Source organism: Micromonospora sp. MA102 (genome assembly GCF_025460765.1).
GTDB lineage: Bacteria > Actinomycetota > Actinomycetes > Mycobacteriales > Micromonosporaceae > Micromonospora > Micromonospora halotolerans.
In genome coordinates this window covers 247,280-265,416 of record NZ_JAMWEG010000006.1, presented here as the reverse complement: position 1 = coordinate 265,416, position 18,137 = coordinate 247,280, and the positions used below count along the sequence as shown (strand labels likewise).

General features: G+C 76.0%; 21 protein-coding genes. 7 read left to right on the top strand and 14 right to left on the bottom strand.

Annotated features, from left to right (window positions below):
* Positions 1 to 158: 158 nt before the first annotated feature.
* Complete coding sequence (locus NFX44_RS15070; RefSeq protein ID WP_262284168.1) at positions 159 to 641, top strand: hypothetical protein; 483 nt, start codon at positions 159 to 161, stop codon at positions 639 to 641.
* Between the two features lie 162 nt (positions 642 to 803).
* Here the strand turns inward: NFX44_RS15070 and NFX44_RS15065 are convergent, their stop codons facing one another.
* Positions 804 to 1,289 carry a DUF1992 domain-containing protein gene (locus tag NFX44_RS15065; protein ID WP_262284167.1) on the bottom strand — a complete coding sequence of 162 codons (486 nt, stop codon included), beginning with the start codon at positions 1,287 to 1,289 and terminating at the stop codon, positions 804 to 806.
* Between the two features lie 244 nt (positions 1,290 to 1,533).
* Here NFX44_RS15065 and NFX44_RS15060 point away from each other — a divergent pair, with 244 nt between their 5' ends.
* Positions 1,534 to 1,962, top strand: coding sequence for a YkvA family protein (locus NFX44_RS15060; protein WP_262284166.1), 429 nt, complete (start codon positions 1,534 to 1,536; stop codon positions 1,960 to 1,962).
* A gap of 15 nt (positions 1,963 to 1,977) precedes the next feature.
* Here NFX44_RS15060 and NFX44_RS15055 read toward each other — a convergent pair whose 3' ends face one another.
* Positions 1,978 to 2,526 (bottom strand): GNAT family N-acetyltransferase, encoded by a 549-nt coding sequence (locus NFX44_RS15055; RefSeq protein WP_262284165.1) that lies wholly within the window; start codon positions 2,524 to 2,526, stop codon positions 1,978 to 1,980.
* A 101-nt stretch (positions 2,527 to 2,627) separates the two neighbouring features.
* Here NFX44_RS15055 and NFX44_RS15050 point away from each other — a divergent pair, with 101 nt between their 5' ends.
* A complete protein-coding gene (locus NFX44_RS15050) occupies positions 2,628 to 3,278 on the top strand; it encodes a LysE family translocator (RefSeq protein WP_262284164.1) in 651 nt (216 codons plus the stop codon).
* 34 nt (positions 3,279 to 3,312) lie between these two features.
* Here the strand turns inward: NFX44_RS15050 and NFX44_RS15045 are convergent, their stop codons facing one another.
* The 4 genes from NFX44_RS15045 to NFX44_RS15030 are packed head-to-tail and all read right to left on the bottom strand — an operon-like array spanning position 3,313 to position 6,665.
* Positions 3,313 to 3,822, bottom strand: coding sequence for an NUDIX domain-containing protein (locus NFX44_RS15045; protein ID WP_262284163.1), 510 nt, complete (start codon positions 3,820 to 3,822; stop codon positions 3,313 to 3,315).
* 9 nt (positions 3,823 to 3,831) lie between these two features.
* Positions 3,832 to 4,656 carry an SDR family oxidoreductase gene (locus NFX44_RS15040; protein WP_262284162.1) on the bottom strand — a complete coding sequence of 275 codons (825 nt, stop codon included), beginning with the start codon at positions 4,654 to 4,656 and terminating at the stop codon, positions 3,832 to 3,834.
* Positions 4,653 to 5,966 carry an NAD(P)/FAD-dependent oxidoreductase gene (locus NFX44_RS15035; protein ID WP_262284161.1) on the bottom strand — a complete coding sequence of 438 codons (1,314 nt, stop codon included), beginning with the start codon at positions 5,964 to 5,966 and terminating at the stop codon, positions 4,653 to 4,655. Before NFX44_RS15035 ends, NFX44_RS15040 begins: the two co-directional genes overlap by 4 nt.
* A 54-nt stretch (positions 5,967 to 6,020) precedes the next feature.
* Complete coding sequence (locus NFX44_RS15030) at positions 6,021 to 6,665, bottom strand: TetR/AcrR family transcriptional regulator (protein WP_262284292.1); 645 nt, start codon at positions 6,663 to 6,665, stop codon at positions 6,021 to 6,023.
* 77 nt (positions 6,666 to 6,742) lie between these two features.
* Here NFX44_RS15030 and NFX44_RS15025 point away from each other — a divergent pair, with 77 nt between their 5' ends.
* The 3 genes from NFX44_RS15025 to NFX44_RS15015 all read left to right on the top strand — a co-directional run bounded on the left by NFX44_RS15025 (position 6,743) and on the right by NFX44_RS15015 (position 9,952).
* Complete coding sequence (locus NFX44_RS15025) at positions 6,743 to 8,095, top strand: MFS transporter (RefSeq protein ID WP_262284160.1); 1,353 nt, start codon at positions 6,743 to 6,745, stop codon at positions 8,093 to 8,095.
* 41 nt (positions 8,096 to 8,136) lie between these two features.
* Entirely contained in the window at positions 8,137 to 9,288 is a 1,152-nt protein-coding gene (locus NFX44_RS15020; protein ID WP_262284159.1) for a hypothetical protein, read from the top strand.
* A gap of 73 nt (positions 9,289 to 9,361) precedes the next feature.
* On the top strand, positions 9,362 to 9,952 hold the full coding sequence (locus NFX44_RS15015; protein WP_262284158.1) for a pyridoxamine 5'-phosphate oxidase family protein: 591 nt from the start codon (positions 9,362 to 9,364) through the stop codon (positions 9,950 to 9,952).
* A gap of 12 nt (positions 9,953 to 9,964) precedes the next feature.
* Here the strand turns inward: NFX44_RS15015 and NFX44_RS15010 are convergent, their stop codons facing one another.
* Complete coding sequence (locus NFX44_RS15010) at positions 9,965 to 11,446, bottom strand: peptide MFS transporter (protein ID WP_262284157.1); 1,482 nt, start codon at positions 11,444 to 11,446, stop codon at positions 9,965 to 9,967.
* Between the two features lie 222 nt (positions 11,447 to 11,668).
* On the opposite strand from NFX44_RS15010, the gene NFX44_RS15005 reads away from it, so the two are divergent.
* Positions 11,669 to 12,010, top strand: coding sequence for an RNA polymerase-binding protein RbpA (locus NFX44_RS15005; RefSeq protein ID WP_046564157.1), 342 nt, complete (start codon positions 11,669 to 11,671; stop codon positions 12,008 to 12,010).
* Positions 12,011 to 12,076: 66 nt separating this feature from the next.
* On the opposite strand, the gene NFX44_RS15000 is transcribed toward NFX44_RS15005, so the two are convergent.
* From NFX44_RS15000 to NFX44_RS14970, 7 genes are all read right to left on the bottom strand, one after another.
* On the bottom strand, positions 12,077 to 12,592 hold the full coding sequence (locus NFX44_RS15000) for an FxsA family protein (protein WP_262284156.1): 516 nt from the start codon (positions 12,590 to 12,592) through the stop codon (positions 12,077 to 12,079).
* 56 nt (positions 12,593 to 12,648) lie between these two features.
* The gene (locus tag NFX44_RS14995) at positions 12,649 to 13,437 is read right to left on the bottom strand and encodes a polyprenol monophosphomannose synthase (protein ID WP_262284155.1); all 789 of its coding nucleotides are present in this window, start codon (positions 13,435 to 13,437) and stop codon (positions 12,649 to 12,651) included.
* Positions 13,438 to 13,462: 25 nt separating this feature from the next.
* Complete coding sequence (lnt, locus tag NFX44_RS14990) at positions 13,463 to 15,067, bottom strand: apolipoprotein N-acyltransferase (protein ID WP_262284291.1); 1,605 nt, start codon at positions 15,065 to 15,067, stop codon at positions 13,463 to 13,465.
* Positions 15,068 to 15,135: 68 nt separating this feature from the next.
* A complete protein-coding gene (locus NFX44_RS14985; protein ID WP_262284154.1) occupies positions 15,136 to 15,537 on the bottom strand; it encodes a hypothetical protein in 402 nt (133 codons plus the stop codon).
* The gene (locus tag NFX44_RS14980) at positions 15,534 to 15,842 is read right to left on the bottom strand and encodes a hypothetical protein (RefSeq protein ID WP_262284153.1); all 309 of its coding nucleotides are present in this window, start codon (positions 15,840 to 15,842) and stop codon (positions 15,534 to 15,536) included. Before NFX44_RS14980 ends, NFX44_RS14985 begins: the two co-directional genes overlap by 4 nt.
* Before the next feature lie 591 nt (positions 15,843 to 16,433).
* Positions 16,434 to 16,637: a cupin domain-containing protein gene (locus NFX44_RS14975; protein ID WP_262284152.1), complete on the bottom strand. Its 204-nt coding sequence runs from the start codon at positions 16,635 to 16,637 to the stop codon at positions 16,434 to 16,436.
* Positions 16,638 to 16,749: 112 nt separating this feature from the next.
* Positions 16,750 to 18,087 carry a glutamate mutase L gene (locus tag NFX44_RS14970; protein ID WP_262284151.1) on the bottom strand — a complete coding sequence of 446 codons (1,338 nt, stop codon included), beginning with the start codon at positions 18,085 to 18,087 and terminating at the stop codon, positions 16,750 to 16,752.
* Positions 18,088 to 18,137: the final 50 nt, after the last annotated feature.

The following is an 18,137-nucleotide window of genomic DNA, read 5'->3' as shown; positions in this document are numbered from 1 at the left end:
GCCCACGGCGACGCCAAGGCGGTGATTGGGGTGATCACCGCGGCCGGCACGGGTCTCGCCCTCCTACGGGCCCGTGCCGGCCACCCCGACCCGGGCGGCGCACCGGCCGCCCCGAACTCTGGACGCCTGACCCCTCGCAGGTCAGAAGCGGAGCGAAGATGGCGATGCGGCACCCGCCGACCCCGGCGGAGCAGGAGCTGTGGAACGCGGTGGCGGCCGGGGTGCGAGCCGCCGACGAGTCGGACCTCGCCGGCGTCGACGCCGCGGTGGACCGGCTGGCGCGACTGCCCCAACCGTGGGCTTACCACGTGCTCGGCGACACCGCCGCGTTGCTCGTCGAGGAACTCGACCCGGACGGGCAGGACGTGTGGCCGCTGCTCGCGGCGCAGCTCGACGACGACGCTCCCGCCGACGCGGCGACCCGGCGCCGGGCGTCGCCGTACCCGGGTGGCCGGCGACCGGCGCGGTACGGGGCCGGCGAGCCGGAGGCGCTGCGGCGGCGACTGCTGCTCATCGCGCGGCTCGCCGAGGTCACCGAGGTCGGGGTCGGTGCGTTCCTCGACGTCGCGCTGGCCAACAACGCGGCGCGGGCCAGGCGAGCGCCGGCCCACGCGCTCCCGCACTGCCGCCTGGGGCAGTGACGGACACCTGATACACCAAAAGCGTCATTATGGTGTGGTGGCGTTCTGCCCCTTTTGTGGCGACTAATTATCGGATTACTGTTAACGGCAATCCGATAATGATGCTGCGCGGGGACGGCTCGGCGAGGGCTTGAACCGACACGGTTTCCCGGCGGGGGCGGATCAGCGGCGGCGCCAGGGCCACCACGAGCGGCGCCTCGGCGGAGCGGGAACGGTCACCGGCTCCGGGTCCGGGGCCACGGGCATCCGCTCGGCCGCGGCCCGCTCCCGGGCGGCCCGCCAGTCGCGGACCACGCCGTCGGTGTTGACGGGGCGCACCACCACGCGCGGCCCGGTGGGCGCGCGCAGCCAGGCCACCACCTCGGTGTTGAGGGCGGCCACGTACGCCCGCACCGACTCCTCGGTGGGCAGGTCGCGGACCTCCTCGGGGAGCTTCTCGATGCGCCGGCGCAGTTGCAGCGGGGTGGGCAGGAGCAGGTCGCTGGGGAGCTGTTCGCGCTCCAGGAAGCTCCGGATCCACCAGCCCTCGTCGTAGGGCAGGTCGCGTCCGGGGATCGGCTTGCCGGCCCCGGGCAGGTTGTCGAACTCGCCGCGCTGCTGGGCCGAGCGGATCTGCGCCTCGACCGCGGCCTCCCAGCCTGTCGTCACCGCCGTCACCTCCCGTTCCCACCGTATCCGCCGGTCACCGACCCGGTTCAGCGCCGGCCGCGACCGGCCTGTTCCCGCCCCGGCGGCCCCCGACGGGGTACGGGTGAGACACCGGCCACAGCGCGGCGCGGAACCGGGCGGAAACTCCGAGGTGATCCGGCGCTGCCGGCGGAGCGCGATGCGGCGTACATTCCGGGGTGGGTCGGCGGGCGACCCGTACCCCCGGCAGGGAGGGACCACCGGCGTGCGCGACTGGCTCATCGGCCTCGGCGTCGCGGTGGCCTGCCTCCTGGCCAGTTGGGCGCTGCTGGTGCTGCTGGCCCGGCGGCTGCCGCCGGGGATCCTGCGCGACCTGGCCGCCTTCATCCCGGACTGCCTGACCACCGTGCGCCGGCTGCGCCGCGACCCCCGGGTGCCACGGCGGGCCCGGGTCGCGGTCGTGTTCGCCGGCCTCTGGCTGGCCAGCCCGATCGACCTGATCCCGGAGTTCCTGCCGGTCATCGGCCCGCTCGACGACATCGTGGTGGTGGCGCTCGCGCTGCGGTACGCCGGCCGGCAGGTCCCCCGGCAGGTGCTGCTCGACGCCTGGCCGGGCGAGCCCCGGCTGCTGCTGCGCCTGCTCGGTCCGGAGCCCACCGGCCGCGCGGCCGGCACCGAGCCGGCCGAGCGCTGAACGCGCGGCCGCGGGTCAGGGCCGCAGGCGGACGTGCCGGTGGCCGTCGCGCGGGAATGGCGGCCGGGCCGGCAGCACCTCCACGAAGGCGTAACCGCTCTTCTCGGCCACCCGGCAGGAGGCCGGGTTGTCGATCTGGTGGAGCAGTTCCAGGCGGGTCAGGCCGGCCGCGGCGAACCGGGCGAACGCCCAGCCGGTGACCGCCTCCAGGGCACGTGGCGCGACCCCGCGGCCCCGGGCCGGCGCGGCCGTCCAGTAACCCACCTCGGCGGCCGGGCGCCCGGGGGTGACCTCCTTGAGCACCACGTTGGCCACCAGCCGCTCCCCCTCGCCCGTGGTCTCCAGCACGGCGAAGCTGAACCGGTGGTCGGACGCCCAGCCCTGCCGGCTGCGGCGCAGGAACGCCCGGGCCTCCGCCCGGGTGGTCACCGGGTACGAGGTCCAGTTGCGCAGCACCGGGTCCCGGTACGCGGCCAGCAGCGCCTCGGCGTCGTCGTCGCGCCACGGGCGCAGCAGCAGGCCGGGGGCGGAGGGGGTGGCGGCGGCGTGGAGCACGATCGGCATCCCGGTAGTGTCGCCCCTCACGCCGCCCCGCCGCGAGCCCGCCCGCCCGGCGTCGTGGCCCCGGCGTAGGGTCCGGGCAGGACGGACGGCGGGGAGGTCGCGTGGTCACGGTCGGCGCGCTTGTGGGAATCGCCCTGGTGGCGTTGGGTCTGGTGCTCACGCCCGGCCCGAACATGGTCTACCTGGTGTCCCGCTCGGTCACCCAGGGGCGGCGCGCCGGGCTGGTGTCGCTGCTTGGTGTGGCCGTCGGCTTCCTGATCTACCTGGCCGCCGCGGTGGCCGGCATCGCGACGGTCTTCGTGCTGGTCCCGCCGCTGTACACGGCCGTGAAGCTGGCCGGCGCGGCGTACCTGCTGTGGCTGGCCTGGAAGACGCTGCGCCCGGGCGGGCGGTCGGCGTTCACCCCGGCGCCGCTGCCACCGGACCGTCCGCGACGGCTGTTCACCATGGGCCTGGTCACCAACCTGCTGAACCCGAAGATCGCCATCCTCTACGTGTCGTTGCTGCCGCAGTTCGTCGACCCGGCGCGCGGGCACGTGGCGGTGCAGAGCCTGCTGCTGGGGCTGACCCAGATCGGCATCGCGCTGACGGTGAACGGGCTGATCGTGCTCACCGCCGGCACCGTGTCGGCGTTCCTCACCCGGCGGCCCGCCTGGGCGCGGGCCCAGCGCTACGTGATGGGCAGCGTGCTGGCCGGCCTCGCGGTGCGCATCGCCGCCGACCGCTCGCGGGCCGCCGTCGCCACCCCCTGACCGGCACCCCGCCGGAGCCGGCGGGTGGCGAGGGTCAGAGGTTGTCCGGCTGGTGCAGGGCGGGGTGGTGCTCGCCGGGCGCGGCGTACCAGGGTCGGGGGTCCTCGCGCAGCGCCGTGGTGATCCGCAGTCGGGACCATTCGTCCAGTTCGGGCAGCTCGGCGGGGGCGAACCAGCCGACCGCGAGGGACTCGTCGCCGTCGGCGGTGGGCACGCCGCCGACGGCCCGACAGCGGAACCAGACGTTGAGGTATTCGCAGGCGTCCCCGTTGGGGTAGACGACCGGGTGGGTGGCCACCCCGCCGATCCGCTCGATCTCGACCTCGATGCCGGTCTCCTCGCGGACCTCGCGGACCAGCGCGTCGGCGGGCTGCTCGCCGGGGTCGACGGTGCCGGCCGGCACCGACCAGCGGCCGTTGTCGCCGCGCCGGGCCAGCAGCACCCGCCCCGCCTCGTCGGTCACCACGGCGCTGACCCCGTAGAGCATGAGCAGGTCGTGTCCGATGTGCCGGCGCATCCGCGCGATGTAGGGCGAGACAGGCATGGCGGCACCCTACCGGCGGGCCTCCCGGTGCCGCCGCACCATGCCGGCGGCCAGGGGCGCGGCGTCCAGGTCTCCGGCGGCGACCCGCCCGGCGACGGTACGTCGCACCAGCCGGTCGGCCAGCGCGGGCGCGTGCCGGGCCAGGGCCAGCTCCAGCCGGCCCCGGGCCGTGGTGGCCACGTCCCGGGGTGCCCGGCGGGCGGTGGCGGCGCGCAGGATCGCGGCCACGACCCCCTCGACGGGTTCCAGCCGGGACACCCCGCTCAGCGACAGCCCGGCCTCGGCGGTGCTGTCGTGGATCGGTGAGGCGACCATGCTCGGGTAGACCACGCTGACCCCGACGTGGGTGCCGACCTCGTGGCGCAGCGCGTCGGCGTACGCGACGACGGCCCGCTTGCTCACCCCGTAGGCGGCCGCGAGGGGCAGCGGCAGCACGGCCATCCGGCTGGCCACGAAGACCACCCGGCCGCGCGTCGCCTCCAGGGCGGGCAGCGCCGCCGCCGTGGTGCGCCAGGCGGCGAGCAGGTTGACCTCCAGCTGCCGCCGGACCACCTCGTCGGGTGGCAGCTCGGCCGGGGCGGGTCCGCCGACGCCGGCGTTGTTGACCAGCAGGTCCAGGCCGCCGAGCCGGTCCACGGCGGCGGCCACCGCGGCCGGCACGGCGGCCGGGTCGGTCAGGTCGCAGCCGAGCACCGGCGTCCCGCCGTCCTCGTCGGGGTGCAGGTCCAGCCCGACGACGCGGGCGCCGGCCGCGCTCAGCGCGGCACACAGGTGCCGGCCGAAGGTGCCCCGCGCGCCGGTGACCAGCACCCGCCGTCCAACCAGCGCGCTCACCGCCGCACCCCCGCCCGGCGGCGCCCGGCGGCCAGCTCCCGCTCCAGCTCGTTCAGGTACGCATCGAAGTCGACCCGCATGTGCGGCCGGCGCTGCCCCCACCGGGTGGTGGCGGCGCGCAGCTCCGCCCGGGAGGCGGCGGCCTGCCGGGCCGGGTCGGGCGGGGTCCAGGTGCCGGCGAGCCAGCCGGCGACCAGCCGGGCCTGGGCCTCGACCAGCGGGAACGCCGCCCCGGTGGACTGCATGAGGCCGACGAAGGCCAGCCCGGGGGCGTCCAGGTGGAACACGTGACGGTACAGCGGCAGCCGGTCGGCGCCGTCGCCGAGCAGCTCGGCGTCGAGGAAGGGCACCTCCACCCGGTAGCCGGTGCACCAGACCACGAGGTCCACCTCGTCGGCGCGGCCGTCGGTGAACTCGACCCGGTCGCCGGCGAACCGGGCGATCCCGGGACGGGCCTGGATGTCGCCGTGGGTGAGCCGGGACAGCAGCCCGTCGGAGAGGGTGGGGTGGTCCTGGAGGAAGCCGTGGGCGGGGGCGGGCAGCCCGTACCGGGCGGGTGGGCCGACGGTGGCCGTGAGCATGGTCTGGCTGATCCGCTGCCGCAGCCGCCAGGGCAGCCGGCGGGCGAGCGCCCCGTTGAGGGTGTCGGAGGGGCGGCCGAGCAGGTACTTGGGCACCACCCAGACCCCGCGGCGCAGCGACAGCAGGGTGCGCGCGGCGGCGTACGAGGCGTCGACGGCGATGTCCATCGCGGAGTTGCCGCCGCCGACGACCAGCACCCGCCGGCCGGCCAGCTGCTCCGGGCCCCGGTAGTCGTGGCTGTGCAGCTGCTCCGCGGTGCATCCGCCCGGGTAGGGGTCGGGCCACTTCGGTACCCGGTTGTGCCCGTTGGCCACCACCACCGCCTCGACGTCGAGGCGGACCGGTCCGTCGGGTCCGGTGGCGTGCACGGTCCAGCCGCCGCCGGCGGCCCGGGTGACCCGCTCGACGGTGTGCCGCTGCCGCACGGCGTCGCGCAGCCCGAACCGGTCGGCGTAGTCGGCGAGGTAGCCGGCGATGCGGCTGTGGTCGGGGTAGTCGGGCCAGTGCGCCGGCATCGGGTGGTCGGCGAACTGGGTGCGCCCCTTGCTGGTGTTCAGGTGCAGCGTCCGGTACGCGGGCGAGCCCGGTGACCCGTACACCCAGAGGCCGCCGACGGTGTCGGTGGCCTCGAACGCGACCGCCGGCACGCCGGCGTCGGCGAGCGCCTTGAGGGTGGCCAGTCCGGCCGCGCCGGCGCCGATGACCGCGACCCGGGGTGGTGCCGCCATGCCCGCCTCCTTAATCCAACGACCGCTGGATAATCCCCGGCGGGCGGCGACCCGTCAAGGGCTGGCCGGCGGGTACAGCCCGTCGAGGAAGCGGTGCACGAAGCCGCGGAACTCGCGCCGCTCCCGGGCGCCGGAGCCGGTGCCGGCGGCGAGGGCCACCACGTGACCGTGCACCGCCCAGACCAGGCTGCGCACGGTCACGTGCGGGGTCGGCTCGACCAGGGCGCCGCCCTCGGCGGCCGTGGCGAGCAACTCCTCGACCAGCGTGTAGAGCGGGGCCGCGTAGCGCTGGTCCAGGTCGGCGTGCCGGTGCGGCTCCAGCCAGCGCCGCAGCCACAGCGCGGTCGTCTCCGGCCGGTCCTCCAGGAAGTCGACGAACACGTCGACCAGGTCGTGCAGCGTCCGCAGCGCGTCGGCGCGCCCGGCCGCCAGGGCCGCCCGGGCGCGCTGCCCGGCCACCTCGAGGACCTCCCGCTCGGCGGCGAAGACCCGGGCGAAGCAGGCGTCGTAGAGCTCCGCCTTCGTACCGGTGTGGTGGGCGACGGTGGCCACGTCGACGCCCGCCGCGGCGGCCACGTCGCGCAGGCCGACCGCGTCGAAGCCCCGCTCGGCGAAGAGCGCGGTGGCGGCGGCGAGCACCAGCTCCCGGGTGGGGCGCTCGTCGCCACGGCGGGGCCGGCCCGGTCGCCGGCGAGGCATGGTCATCCCGCCATTGTTCCCCCTACAATCCAGCATCCGTTGGATTGGGGTCGGCGTGCCCCGAGGAGGAGGCGGCGATGACGCTCGACCAGCGACGGCGGGCCGCCGTCCTGCCGCGCGGCCCGCTGGCCGGCTTCGCCGCCGGCTCGCTCGGCATGGGCGTCTGGGTGACCGTCCCCGGGCTGCTGCTGCTGTACTTCCTCACCGACGTCCTCGCCGTCGCCCCGTGGCTGGCGGGGCTGACCCTGCTGCTGCCGAAGATCGCCGACGTGCTGCTGCACCCCTGGATCGGGCACCGCTGCGACGTCGAGCAGGCCCGGCGCGGCCACCGACGGCGCCTGCTGCTGGCCGGTTGCGCCCTGCCGCCGGCCTTCGCCGCGCTGTTCGCGGTGCCCGGCGAGCTGAGCGGCGCGCGGGCGGCGGCCTGGGTGGCGCTGTTCTTCGTCGCCGGGAACCTGCTCTTCGCCGCGTACCAGGTGCCCTACCTGGCCACCCCGGCGGACCTGCGGATCGGCTACCACGAGCGCACCCGGCTGATGGCCTTCCGGATGGTGGTCCTCACCCTCGGCATCCTGGTCTCCGGGCTGCTCGCGCCGCTGCTGGCCGGCGGTGACACCGCCACCCGCGCCGGCTACCTGCGGATGGCGGCGCTGCTCGCGGTGGGGATGCTCGCGGCCATGGTGGTCGGCGTCGCCGGGATCGACCGGCTGCGCCGCACCGCCGCAGCGCCCTCGCCACCGCACCCGGCGGGCGGGTGGGCGACCCTGGCGGCGAGCCTGCGCGACCGGCAGTTCCGTTGGCTGGTCGGCGCATACCTGGCCATGTCGACCACCACCCACCTGGTGCTCGCCGGGGTGCCCTACTACGCCGAGTACGAGCTGGGCCGCCCGAAACTGACCACCGTGCTGGTCGCCGCGTTCGTCGCCCCGGCGCTGCTGGTCACCCCGGCCTGGCTGGCGGTGGCCCGGCGCGTCGGCAAGCAGTCGGCGCTGCTCGCCGGCCAGGTGGCCTTCGCCGTCGGCGCGCTGGTGCTGGCCGTCGGCCGGCCGGCCGGGCTGCCGGTGCTGGTCGGCGCGGTGGCGGTGCTCGGGGTGGCGTTCGCCGGGATGCAGTTGCTGCCCTTCTCGATGCTGCCCGACGTGATCCGGGCCGCCGACACCGACCGGGCCGGCACCTACACCGGGGTGTGGACCGCCACCGAGGCCACCGGCGCGGCGCTGGGCCCCTACGCCTACGCCCTCTGCCTGGCCGCCGGGGGCTTCGTGGCCTCCGCCGCCGGGCAGGCGGTCACCCAGTCGGCGGGCGCGCTCACCGCGATCCGGTACGGCTTCGGCCTGCTGCCGGCCGCGCTCATGGTCGTCGCGGTGCTGCTGCAACGCCGCTACACCCTCGACCGGGCGGCCCGCGCCGACGCCGGCGGCGACGGGTAGGCGCCGCCGTCGTGACCTCCGGCAACTAGACTTCGCCGCCGATGGACGCCCAGACCACCCCCGAGACCCGCCCCTGCGCCCACTGTGGACGGGACGTGCCGCAGCGCGTCGGCGCGGGCCGGCCCTTCCGGTACTGCCGGGACAACGACGGCGCCTGCCAGCGGGCGTCGCGCAACTCCCGGATGCGCCACCGCACCGCCCCCGGCCTGCCGGGGCAGGTGGCCCGCACCTGGGAGGCGGTGGACCGGCTCGACCAGATCGTGGAGACCCTCACCGAGGCGCTGCACGCCGAGCTGTCCCCGGCCGGGGTGGAGCGGCAGCTCGCCGAGGTCCGCGCCGAGACGGCCGCCCAGGTGGCGGCGGCGCACACCGAACGCGACGACGCCCGCCGGGACGCCGAGGACGCCGCCGCGGCCGCCGCGCGGGCCCGCCAGGAGGCGCAGGCGGCGCTGGCCGACCGCGACGCCGCCCGGGAGCGGGCCGAGCGCGCCGAGGCCGCGTCGACCGCGGCCGCCGACCGGGCCCGGCACGCCGAGGCGGCCCGGGACGAGGCGCGCGGCGAGGCCGGCGCCGCGCAGGCGCTGCGGGTGCAGGCCGAGCGGGACCGCGACGCCGCCCGCCACGAGCTGCGCACCGTGCGGTCCGAACGCGACGGTGAGCGCCGGCTGGTCGCCGACCTGACCGCCGAACGGGACGCCGCCCGGGCCGACGCCGAGCGGGCCACCCGCTCGGCGGGTGAGGCCCTCGACCGGGCCGAGCGGCTGCGCGCCGAGGCCGACCGGGCCCGCGGCGACGCCGAGGCGGCCCGCGCCGAGGCCGACCGGGCCCGCACGGAGGCCGAGGCGGCGCGGCGGGCCGGGCAGGAGGCGGCCGAGCAGGCCCGCACGGAGGCCGCGGAGGCGCAGGCCGCCCGGGACCGGGCCGAGGCCGGCCGGGCGGAGGCCGTGGCGGTCGCCACGGCCGCCCGGGAGGAGGTGGCGGCCCGGACCGCCGAGCGCGACGCCCTCGCCGGCGACCTGGCGGCCGCGCGGCAGGCCGCGGCCGCCGTCGAGGCCCGGCTGGCCGAGCTCACCGTACGGGTGGCCGCCGCCGAGACCGACCGCGACGCCGCCCAGCGGCGGGCCGGTCAGCTCGCCGACCAGGTCAGCGATCTGGCCAGCGCGCTGGCCCGGCTGGGCTCCCGTTCCGGCTGAGGCCGCCGGCCACGGGCTGGGACGGGCGGGGACCGGTCAGCGCCGGGCGGCCTCCGGCGAGGATGATCAGGGCGTGGGTAAGACGTACGAACGTATCGACGGGCGGCTGCGCACCTTCATCGAGGCGCAGCCGATGTTCTTCACGGCCACCGCTCCGCTGGCCGGCGACGGCACGATCAACCTCTCCCCCAAGGGTCTGCGCGGCTCCTTCGCGGTGCTCGACGAGCTGACGGTCGCGTACCTGGACTTCGCCGGCAGCAACGCCGAGACCGTCGCGCACCTGCGGGAGAACGGCCGCATCACCCTGATGTGGTGCGCCTTCACCGGCCCGCCGAACATCGTCCGGGTGCACGGGCGGGGCGAGCCGGTGTTCCGCGACGATCCCCGCTGGCCGGAGCTGACGGGCCACTTCCCCGACATCGACCCGAGCCTGCACGGCCTGCGGGCGATCGTGGTGGTCCGTGCCGAGCTGATCCGCGACACCTGCGGCTACGCGGTTCCGCTGATGACCTACGAGGCCGACCGGGACCTGCACGGGCGGCGGTTCGCCCGGGAGGACGACGCGTCGCTGAGCGCGTACTTCGCCGGCAAGGATCACGTGGCGACCAGCATCGACGGGCTGCCGGGCCTGCCGCTGCCGCTGCCGCCGACCCCGGCCCGGTGACGCCCGGGTCGGTCAGTGGATGCCGACCATCAGCTGCCGGATCTGCCGGGTGAACATCACGGCGGCAAGCCCGAGCACCACCGAGGCCAGGCCGAAGGTCAGGAAGTACGTCGACTCGGACCAGCTGTCGGCGAGCCGGGCGACCTGACCGCCGATCGCGTCGCCGACGGCGGTGGCGAGGAACCACAGGCCGAGCATCTGGCTGGCGTACTTGACCGGGGCGAGCTTCGTGGTGGCCGACAGGCCCACCGGGCTCAGCGCCAGCTCGCCGGCGACCTGGATCGCGTACACGGCGACCAGCCACCACGGGGAGACCAGGTCGCCGCCGACGGCGGCCTGCGCGGCGGCGGCCATCAGCACGAACGACAGGCCGTTGAGCACCAGGCCGACGGCGAACTTCATGGGCGTGGACACCCGGTGGCCGAGCTTCAGCCACAGCCAGGCGGCCAGGGGCGCCCCGATGATGATCAGGATGGGGTTCACCGACTGCAGCCACGACGCCGGGAAGGTGAAGCCGCCCACGGTCCGGTCGGTCTGGTCCTCGGCGAAGATGTTCAGCACCGACCCGGCCTGGTCGTAGATCAGCCAGAACGCCGCGGCGAAGACGAACAGCCACAGGTACGCCTTCATCCGGCTGCGCTCGGTGCCGCTGATCTCGCGGTCGGTCAGGATCCGGGCGAAGTAGGCGATGGTGACCAGCACGGTGACGAGGGTGAGCAGGTTGACCACCGTGTCGACGGTGAACAGCCCGATCAGGGCCAGCATGGCCAGCACCACGAGCACCACCACGGCCACGACGGCGATGCGGGTCAGCGCCCGCCGCCGGTCGGCGCCGAGCAGCGGGTCGGCCGGCCGGGCGCCGGCGTCACCGAGGTTGCGCCGGCCCAGCACGTACTGGATCACGCCGAAGGTCATGCCGATGGCGGCCGCCCCGAAGCCCAGATGCCAGTTGATTTTCTCGCCGAGGAAGCCGGTGATCAGCGGGGCGATGAACGCGCCCAGGTTGATGCCCATGTAGAAGATCGAGAAGCCGGCGTCGCGGCGCGGGGAGTCCCGGTCGTAGAGGTCCCCGACCATGGTGGAGATGTTGGGCTTGAGCAGGCCGGTGCCGAGCACGATCAGCGCCATGCCGGCGAACACGCTCCACCGGGCCGGAACGGCCATCACGTAGTGCCCGGCCGCGATCACCACGCCGCCCCAGAGCACGCTGCGCCGCGCGCCGATCAGCCGGTCGGCCACCCACCCGCCGGGCAGCGCCATGAGGTACACCATGGCGTTGTAGGTGCCGTAGACGGCGTTGGCGGTGGACTCCCCGATACCCAGTCCCTCGTCGGCGACCGACGCGGTCAGGTACAGCACGAGGATGGCCCGCATCCCGTAGAAGCTGAACCGCTCCCACATCTCGGTGAGGAACAGCGTCGACAGCGCCCGCGGGTGGCCGAAGAAGGTCTTCCCGCCGGGCGCCCGGGCCTCGGCCGGCGCGTCACCGGTCATCGTCACCTCCGCACCACGTGATGGCGGATAACATCCCCGTTGACAGTCGAAACACTCCACTGATTCGGCCCGGCCGGGGACGACCCCGCCGGGCAGCTGTCATGACCGGCTACTCTTGAGGATCCCGACCGCGCGCCGGGTCGTCAGCGTGGCCGGGAATGGGGCGGCGGTGACGGACCGTTACACCTGAAGACCAGCACCACGAACGAGGGGAAGTCGATCATGGGCGAGCGTATGCTGCGCGGTAGCCGACTGGGCGCAGTCAGCTACGAATCCGATCGCAACACGGAGCTCGCGCCGCGTCAGACCCGCGAGTACCTCTGCGCGAAGGGGCACCAGTTCGAGGTGCCGTTCGCCGTCGACGCCGAGGTCCCGACGACCTGGGAGTGCAAGTTCGACGGCAGCGTCGCCCGCCTGGTCGACGGCAGCGAGCCGGAGCAGAAGAAGGCCAAGCCGCCGCGTACCCACTGGGACATGCTGCTCGAGCGGCGTTCGATCGCCGAGCTGGAGGACATCCTGGCCGAGCGGCTGCAGGAGGTCCGCACCCGCCGCGGTCGCGCCTGAGCACCCGAAACGACCGAAGCGCCCCCGGGGATCACCCCGGGGGCGCTTCGTCATGTCTGTCCGGTTTCACCGGCCGGGTTCGACGATCTCCCCCTCGATGGCGCGGCCCGGCTCGGTCACCGGCGGCGGTTGCGGCGCCGGGGTCGGCTGGGCAGCGCCGCGGCGCACCCGGACCCGACGCGGACCGAACAGGTCACCGGCGACCATCGACGACACCCGGCGCTCGGTGGCCCGGCGCACCCCGGCGCGGGCCAGCCGCCGCACCGGCGGCACCAGCAGCAGCAGCCCCACCAGGCCGCTGACCAGGCCGGGCAGCGCCAGCAGCAGCGCACCCAGCAGGCCCACCAGGCCGTCGGTGACCTGCTGACCCGGCGGCTGCCGGGACTCCACGGCGGCCCGGAAGCCGCGCCAGGCCCGCATGCCCTCGCGGCGCAGCAGCACCAGGCCCAGCAGCGAGGCCGCGAACACGAGCAGCACCGCGAACCCGAACCCGATGCCCCGGCCGACCAGGACGAACACGGTCAGCTCCACCAGCGCCAGCAGCAGCAGGGCCGGTGGTAGGTACTTCAGTCCTCGGCGCATCTCACCTCATCCGCCCGCGGGTGTCATCACGCCCCTCCAGCATGACACGCCCGCGCTCACGGCCAGCGGGCCAGCGCGTCGGGGCGGCGCGCCGCCGCCCGCCGGTCCCGCAGCCCCCAGGTGGTGATCCGCCACAGCGCCTCGGCCACGATGAGCGGGCTCATCTTGCTGTCGCCGTGCTCCCGCTCGGCGAACGTGATCGGCACCTCGACCATGCGCACCCCGGCGCGGTGCGCCAACCGGGACAGCTCCACCTGGAACGCGTACCCCTGGGAGCGCACCGAGGCCAGGTCGATGGCGTCCAGCGCGGCCGACCGGTACACCCGGTAGCCGCCGGTGGCGTCGGAGACCGGCACGCCCAGCGCGAGGCGCGCGTACAGGTTGCCGGCGCGGGACAGCAGCAGCCGCCGCAGCGGCCAGTTCAGCACCCGCGCGCCGCGGGTCCACCGGGAGCCGATCACCACGTCGGCGTCGCGGGCGGCGTCCAGCAGCGCCGGCAGGTCCTCCGGGGCGTGCGAGCCGTCGGCGTCCATCTCCACCACGGCGTCGTAGCCGCGCTCCCGGGCCCAGGCGAACCCGGCCAGGTAGGCGGCGCCGAGCCCGTCCTTGCCGGGCCGATGCAGCACGTGCACGTGCGGATCGGCGCCGGCCAGGCCGTCGGCGATGGCGCCGGTGCCGTCGGGGCTGTTGTCGTCGGCGACGAGGACGTCGACCCCCGGCGCCGCCTCCCGCACCCGGGCGACGATCCGGTCGACGTTGTCGGCCTCGTTGTAGGTGGGAATGACCACGAGGACCCGTCCCACCCCGGGATGGCCGACCGTGCGCCTGTCGGCTACCACGCCCACCGTGTACCGCCTCCCGCTCGTCGTCCTAGGCCGGGTCGACCTCCCGGCGCCGGCGCAGCACCGCCGCGCCGGCCAGGGCCGCGACGGCGAGCGCCGCGAGGGCCACCTCCGGCCACACCCCCGCCGTGGTGGCCGGGGTACGCCCGTCGCCGAGCCGCATCTGCCGCACCACCACCGCGGCGGTGTTGAACCCGGTCGCACCGTCTACCCGCCCGTCCGGGGAAACGAACCCGGACACCCCGACCGTGGAGGCCATCAGGGCAGCGCGACCGTGCTCGACGGCGCGCAGCCGGACCATGGCCAGCTGCTGGCGGGCCTCGGCCGCGTCGAAGGTGGCGTTGTTGGTCTGCACGACCAGCAGCTGCGCGCCGCCGGTCACGGTGTCCCGGACGATGCCGTCGTAGGCGACCTCGAAGCAGATCACGTCGCCGAGGGTGGCCACACCGGTGTCGAGCACGCCGGGGGTGCTGCCGGGGATGAAGTCGGAGCGGACCCGGTCGACCTCGGAGCTGACCATCCGGGCGATCTCGCGCAGCGGCACGTACTCGGCGAACGGCACGGGGTGCCGCTTGGTGTAGAGCTGGTCCAGGTCGGCGCCGCTGCCCGGGCGCCACAGCAGCCCGGCGTTGCGCACCTCGCCCTCGCCGGGGCCGAGCAGCACGGCGCCGACCAGGATCGGCGCGCCGATCGTGTCGGCGGCCTGGGAGATCCGCTCACCCGCGCCGGGGTTGCGCAGCGGGTCGATGTCGCTGGAGTTCTCCGGCCACACCACCAGGTCGGGGTGGCGTTGTGTGCCCGCGGCGACCTGTTCGGCCAGTTTCAGGGTGGCGTCGACGTGGTTGTTCAGCACCGCCTGCCGTTGGGCGTTGAAGTCCAGCCCGAGGCGGGGCACGTTGCCCTGGACGATGGCCACGGTGACGGTGTCGCCGCCGCCGCGTACCCCGACCGGCACGGCGGGGCCGGCGGCCACCACCGCGGCCAGGGCGGCGGCGAGCCCGGCCACGGGCCGCCACAGCCCGGCGGGTTGGCGCCAGTCCCGCCAGGCGAGGGTGAGCAGGATTCCGCCGGCGAGCGCCACGGCGAAGGTGACCAGCGGGGCGCCGCCGAGCGCGGCCAGCCGCAGCAGCGGGGAGGTGTCCTGGCTGAACGCCAGCCGCCCCCACGGGAAGCCGCCGAACGGGGTGCGGTCGCGCAGCGCCTCCTGCCCCACCCACAGCACCCCGGTGACCAGCGGCCACGCCGCGCGGTGCCGGTCGACCAGCGGGGACACCCAGGCGGTGGCGGCGCCGAGCAGCGCCAGGTAGCCGGCCTGCAGCAGGGACAGCAGCAGCCACGGCAGGTAGCCGGTGTGCAGGTTCGTCCACTCCAGCAGCGGTGCGAACAGCGCCACCCCGGCGAGGAAGCCCAGCCCGGCGCCGGCGCGCGCCCGCCGCCGGTGCGCCGCGGCGGCGAGCAGCGCCACACCGGCCGGGGCGAGGGGCCACAGCCCGTACGGGGGGAAGGCGGCGAGCAGCGCCAGACCGGCCAGCAGGGCCGCCGGGACGGCCAGTTTCAGCGGCAGCGGTCCCCCGCCGGCGCCCGGGCGTGCCCCGCCGGTGGCCTGCGTCTCTTCCCGGTCGAGCGTCGTCACCGGCACCTCACCACGATCACGGGCCGAAGGCTACCCGGCGGACCCGCCCGCCGGCCCGTCCGGGCCGGTCACTCGGGCAGCCGGATGACCGGCAGCTCGTCGGTGCCGTAGCGGCCCTCGCCGGTGAGGATCGGGGCGTCGTGGTCGAGGCAGGCCAGCACGGTGGCGGCCAGGTCGACCCGCCCGGTGAAGGCCCGCCAGTACGCGAGCTCCTGCCAGGCCCCGCCGTCGGTGGGCAGGACGGCGCAGGCGTCGAGGGCGAGCAGCCGGCGCAGCGCCGCCCGGTCCTTCGGGTCGTCCACGGCCGCGTACGCCTCGGCGGCGGCGACCGCCGTCACCCCGAAGCGCACCCCGTCGGCGATCACCTCGTGCAGCGTCTCCCCCACGTGCACCGACCCGGCCAGGTACGCCAGCAGCGTCGAGCGGTCGAGGACCAGCCGCACGGGTGGGCCGTCGTCGGGGTCGCTCACGCGGCGGTGACCCGGGAGGTGCGGTCCTCGCCGTCGGCGGCGGCCTGCCGCGCCCGCTCCCGGATCGCCTGGTAGCGCTCGGCCGGCCAGGCCACGTCCACGGCGGCGCGCGCCGCCCGCGCCCGGGCGATGCCCTCCTCGGTGACGGTGACGCCCTGGTGGGCCAGCTCGGCGTCGAGGGCTTCCCGGCGCATCAGCGACCGCGCGGCGTGCACGAGGAAGGCGCTGGCGTTGGGTTCCCGTTCGAGGCGTTCGGCGACGTCCGGCGGGACCGAGATCGACAGTTTCCGCACCGCTCCGGTCATACCGCACAGCTTAACCGGTCGCACCGGCCTGGCCGGGGCCTGAAGCGGGCACGAAAATCGGGGCGCGGCTCGCGCCGCGCCCCGATGCTCCCAGGCCCTTCCCGGCCGGTGGGGCGAGGACGATCGGCGCCGACCTTCGGACCGACCTGACGTGGACTGGCTGCCCCCGCCCGGCCGTTGTCTACTGGCCGTGCCTTTCACCCTGCCCGTACACCGGTAACCGCGGCCGGTTCGCGCCGCCCCGCCGACCCCCGCCCGCTGGACCTGGCCGCCGCAACCTTCCGGTCGCTCGGCCAGCGGACGAAGGGACGAAGCGAACAACAGCCGCTTCCCGTGGTAGGACTCAAAGACGGTACGGCGTGCACCCCCGCCGCTGTCAACCCACCCGGGCCTGTCGTGTGTTGCGACACGGCGTGTCGCGTCGGCGCGTCTCGATGCGAACGCCGGTTTCCCGACGCTTTGCGAAGGTCCGGGCGCGGGGCTCTCAGGTGTCGCGCTGGTGCGCGGCCCGGTACCGCTCGTCGGGGAGGGGCTCCAGCCAGGTGGTGGGGTCCTGCCCGCCGGGCAGCGCCTCCAGCATGGCCAGGTGGCTCATGAACGTGTCAGCGTGGCGCCGTGCCAGTGCTCCTCACCGGGCGGGCAGACGACGGTGTCGCCGGCACGCACGCGCAGCACGGTGCCGTCGCGGGTGCCGACCAGGCCCACCCCTTCGGTGACGTGCAGGGTCTGCCCCACGGCGTAAGAGTGCCAGTGGGTTCGGGCGCCCGGGGTGAACCGCACGAGGGCGACGGTCATCCGTGACGGCTCCGTGCCGGTGTAGACAGGGGTGAGGTAGACGTCCCCGGTGAAGTTGCTTGCGGGCGTCTTGACGGTGGCGGAACGCGCGAAGCTCGCCGCCGGGTGGCGCTCAGGCCCCGGAGAGGTGGCGGCGCAGCAGCGCGGCCGCCGCGCCGGGGTGGTCGGCGGCGAGCAGCCCACCGGCGGCCAGGACGTAGTCGACGTCGACGACGGGGCGGGCGGCGCGGGGCAGCGGCCACCCGCCGGCGTGGTCGCCGAGGACCGCGGCGAGCACCTCGGCGGCGTCGCCGGGCGCCGCGTGCCGCAGCACCCCGCCGGAGCCGACCATCAGCTTGACGTCGCGCAGGTCCCGGCCGGCGCGTTCGCCGGTGGCGGCGCCGCGGGCGTGGCGGCGCAGCGCCACCGTGGCGGCGAGCGCGGCGATGCGCCGGTCGGCGGCCCGGTCGGCGTCGCCGGCGGCCAGGAAGCCGGGCTCGGCGGCCCGCACGGCCGCCGCGGCCGCCAGGTCGTCCTCCTCGCCGGGCGCGAGGAGGCGTTCCTCGGCGGCGGCGCGGACCACGCCGGGGGCGCTCCACCGCATGCCGAGGTCCCCCTCGACGGTGCGGGCCCGCCACAGGGTGCCGGTGACCTCCTGGCTGGGGCCGGTGTCGCGTTCGTCGGGGGTGAGCACCGAGTACACGTCGGTGGTGGCGCCGCCGACGTCGACGACGGCCAGGTCCCCGCCGAGGGCGTCGGCGAGGACCTCCACCCCGGTGAGCACCGCGTCGGGGGTGGCGGCCCGCACCAGGCGGGCGAACCGGGTGCCGCGGGACAGTTTCTTGCCGCCGATGACGTGCCGCAGGAACACCTGCCGGATCGCGGCGCGGGCCGGCGCGGGGGCGAGCACCCCGATGCGCGGCAGCACGTTGTCGGCGGCGGTGACCGGCACTCCCGCCGCGGCGAGCAGGGCGTGCAGGTCGTCGCGGACGTCGGCGTTGCCGGCGAGCACGACGGGCACCCGCCAGCGGGCCCGGGCCAGCCGGGTGGCGTTGTGGGTGAGGGTGTCGGCGTCGCCGCCGTCGGTGCCGCCGACGAGCAGCACCACGTCGGGGCGGGCGGCGCGCAGCGCGGTCAGCTCGGCCGCGCCGAGCCGCCCGGCGGCCACGTGCACCACGTTCGCCCCGGCGGACAACCCGACCCGCCGGCCGGCCTGCGCGGTCACGAGGGGCTCGTAGCCGATGACGGCCAGCCGCAGGCCACCGCCGGCCGACGAGCACACGTACCAGGGCAGGTCACCGGCGGCCAGCCCGGCGGTGGCGGCGCCGACCGCGGTGTCCAGGCCGTGCAGCACGTCGGTGCCGACGGTGGTGGGCGCGGCCGCCGCGGCGACGAGCCGGCCGCCGTCGAGGTCGACCACCGCCGCCTTCGTGTACGTCGACCCGACGTCAGCGCAGACGGCGAGGTTCACGCGGAGCTGTCCTTCGCTCGCGACTGCGGGGCTCGCAAACCCGGCCCACT

Coding starts and splice junctions, on each gene's coding strand:
- NFX44_RS15045 (WP_262284163.1), bottom strand. CDS start 3,822: ATGCCTGTCTCGCCCTACATCGCGCGGATGCGCCGGCACATCGGACAC.
- NFX44_RS15055 (WP_262284165.1), bottom strand. CDS start 2,526: ATGCCGATCGTGCTCCACGCCGCCGCCACCCCCTCCGCCCCCGGCCTG.
- NFX44_RS15010 (WP_262284157.1), bottom strand. CDS start 11,446: ATGACCGGTGACGCGCCGGCCGAGGCCCGGGCGCCCGGCGGGAAGACC.
- NFX44_RS14980 (WP_262284153.1), bottom strand. CDS start 15,842: ATGACCGGAGCGGTGCGGAAACTGTCGATCTCGGTCCCGCCGGACGTC.
- NFX44_RS15025 (WP_262284160.1), top strand. CDS start 6,743: ATGACGCTCGACCAGCGACGGCGGGCCGCCGTCCTGCCGCGCGGCCCG.
- NFX44_RS15070 (WP_262284168.1), top strand. CDS start 159: ATGGCGATGCGGCACCCGCCGACCCCGGCGGAGCAGGAGCTGTGGAAC.
- NFX44_RS15005 (WP_046564157.1), top strand. CDS start 11,669: ATGGGCGAGCGTATGCTGCGCGGTAGCCGACTGGGCGCAGTCAGCTAC.
- NFX44_RS15020 (WP_262284159.1), top strand. CDS start 8,137: ATGGACGCCCAGACCACCCCCGAGACCCGCCCCTGCGCCCACTGTGGA.
- NFX44_RS15000 (WP_262284156.1), bottom strand. CDS start 12,592: ATGCGCCGAGGACTGAAGTACCTACCACCGGCCCTGCTGCTGCTGGCG.
- NFX44_RS15030 (WP_262284292.1), bottom strand. CDS start 6,665: ATGCCTCGCCGGCGACCGGGCCGGCCCCGCCGTGGCGACGAGCGCCCC.
- NFX44_RS14975 (WP_262284152.1), bottom strand. CDS start 16,637: ATGACCGTCGCCCTCGTGCGGTTCACCCCGGGCGCCCGAACCCACTGG.
- NFX44_RS15035 (WP_262284161.1), bottom strand. CDS start 5,966: ATGGCGGCACCACCCCGGGTCGCGGTCATCGGCGCCGGCGCGGCCGGA.